At 47.4% G+C, this 2,403-nt stretch carries 4 protein-coding genes; 1 reads left to right on the top strand and 3 read right to left on the bottom strand.

The window, feature by feature from the left end; translation table 11 throughout:
• Window positions 1–270 (top strand): rubrerythrin family protein (locus tag PGX78_RS07170; RefSeq protein WP_442864813.1); only part of this gene is annotated, 270 nt, incomplete at its 5' end.
• A gap of 47 nt (window positions 271–317) precedes the next feature.
• Here the strand turns inward: PGX78_RS07170 and PGX78_RS07165 are convergent.
• The 3 genes from PGX78_RS07165 to PGX78_RS07155 all read right to left on the bottom strand — a co-directional run.
• Window positions 318–1,151: a D-alanyl-D-alanine carboxypeptidase family protein gene (locus PGX78_RS07165; protein ID WP_270446162.1), complete on the bottom strand. Its 834-nt coding sequence runs from the start codon at window positions 1,149–1,151 to the stop codon at window positions 318–320.
• 136 nt (window positions 1,152–1,287) lie between these two features.
• Complete coding sequence (gene pth / locus PGX78_RS07160; RefSeq protein ID WP_270446167.1) at window positions 1,288–1,851, bottom strand: aminoacyl-tRNA hydrolase; 564 nt, start codon at window positions 1,849–1,851, stop codon at window positions 1,288–1,290.
• Between the two features lie 22 nt (window positions 1,852–1,873).
• Window positions 1,874–2,403 (bottom strand): ribose-phosphate diphosphokinase (locus PGX78_RS07155; protein WP_270446160.1); only part of this gene is annotated, 530 nt, incomplete at its 5' end.

Genomic DNA, 2,403 nt, shown 5'->3' with positions numbered 1-2,403 from the left:
CCTGAATTTGCTAAAGTTGCTCGTGAAGAAGGGTTCGACAAAATCGCATTTCTCTTCGATCATGTAGGTAAAATTGAAAAACACCATGAAGAACGTTATCGCGATCTCTTGGCTAACGTTGAAAGCGGTGCTGCTTTCAAACGCCCTGAAAAACGTACATGGGTTTGTCGTAACTGCGGTTTCATCCTGGAAGCAGAAGAAGCCCCGAAAGTATGTCCCGTTTGTTCGCATCCGCAAGCGTTTTTCGAACTTTTGGTTCAGGATTACTAAAAGATACAAAAAAGCAAGGCTGTTTAACAGCCTTGCTTTTTTTATGTCTATCTTCCCAACTGTAAGCGTCTGAAGCCGTAGTCCAAAATAGCAGGAGCGTCAGTCCAGCGGTTATCATCATTAAAGAGAGACACGACCAGAGTGTGTCCGTTTCTCGTGGCCGAGGCGACGAGGCAAACACCGGCTGCATCCGTATACCCGGTCTTAACACCGTCAGCCCCTTTATAACCGCTCGTCAAAAAGCGATTCGTTGTTTCCACGTATTTGGTCCGTCCGTCCAGATACTTCACCGTATAATTCGGTAATGACACGGTATACTTAAATTCAGGATAGTGCTTTAACCCGTAAGCAGTTATTTTAGCCATATCCACGGCTGTCGTATAATGTTTCGGTGCCGTCAATCCGTTAGGATTGACAAAATGTGTATGCGTTGCACCCAACTTAGCGGCTTCGGCATTCATCATGTCCGCATAGGCCCCTACGGTTCCACCCAAGGTCTCTGCTACGGCTACGGCTACATCATTACCGGATACGACCATCATACCCCGCATGGCTTCCCGTAGAGTCAGTTTGTCGCCGGGAACAATCCCCAGAACGGACGGCTCCGTATCAGCCGCATATTGTGAAATATGAATCGGCTGATCCAACTTATCGGCCCCTTTATCCAGAGCGGTAAGCATCGTAACGATTTTTGTCGTACTCGCCGGATGAACCCATTTATTAGGATTCACTTGATATAAAATCCGACCTGTATCGGCATCGATAAGGCAAGCCGACTCAGCCTCCGTCGTCGGTACAGCGGCAGAGACGACGATTACGGTCACAGCCCACAACAATACGGTAAATAAGGCCATGCGGCCTTTTCTTAATATTTCTTCCATGCATGTCTCCTCTGACTCACTCAAAACTGACGGCGGGCAGAATCCCTGCTAAGCCCTGCCGAAACACTGTCTGTACAGATACAAAGCCGCACCTTGCCGGACATACCGATAAAGTGCGGCTCTTATATTCAAGTCTCTATTTATTGCGCCTCGGATTATAGCGATTCATACCTTTAGACACACCAAGCTTTAAGCATCCTTCTACAGCCTCGGCCGCATAAGCGGCACCGTCTGCAAAAGTCTGACGATATTCTTCCGGAAAAGGCGTCAATACATGATGTATAACGTCCATATGTCCCAAAGGGCGTCCGATGCCCAAGCGAAAGCGAACAAAATTGCGACACCCGTTGGCAAATAAGCTCTTAATACCGTTATGACCGCCGTCACTGCCGTTTTCACGAATACGTAATTTACCTATAGGCAAATCCATATCATCATACACGACATACACGTCTTTTTCATCAATCTTATACCAACGCATAAGCGGACCGACAGACTTGCCGCTGTCATTCATATACGTTTGCGGCTTAACAAGTAAGACCTGTTCACCGTCAACATTGGCAATTGCCACTTCCGCATCCATTCTGGTCTGCCAAGTGTTAACACCCCACCGACGTGCCAACTCATCGACTACCGTAAACCCCGCATTGTGTTTACTGCCTTCGTACTCATGACCCGGATTACCGAGTCCCGCAATCATATGCACGGCTTAAAACTCCTCTTTATTTTTCAAACAGTTTACTTACCGATACTTGATGGAAAATACGCATAATCGCTTCACCCAGTAAAGGCGCTACGGAAAGCACCTTAATCTTGTCGATAGCCTTTTCTGCCGGCAAGGGGATGGTATTGGTAATTACGAGTTCGGAAATATCGGAGTTTTGAATTCGTTCTACAGCCGGATCAGTCAACACGGCATGTGCACAGGCCGCCATAACCTTAGCCGCACCGCGTTCTTTCAAAGCTTTGGCACCGCCGCACAAAGAGCCGGCCGTATCGACAATATCATCAACAATAATACAGGTCTTACCTTCTACGTCGCCGATAATATTCATAACTTCGGCAACACCCGGACGGGGTCTTCTTTTTTCAATAATTGCAATAGGAGCATTTACGCGATCTGCCAAATCACGAGCGCGCGTAACGCCGCCTAAGTCGGGAGAAACTACGACAATATCACCTAAGTCCGTTTCTTCCTTTTTCTGGTTAATATATCGAGCAATAATCGAGGCCGATCCCAGGTGATCTACAG

The organism is Megasphaera sp. AF13-6AC (assembly GCF_027685385.1).
Lineage (GTDB): Bacteria > Bacillota > Negativicutes > Veillonellales > Megasphaeraceae > Megasphaera > Megasphaera micronuciformis.
This window is presented reverse-complemented; position numbering and strand designations above follow the sequence as displayed.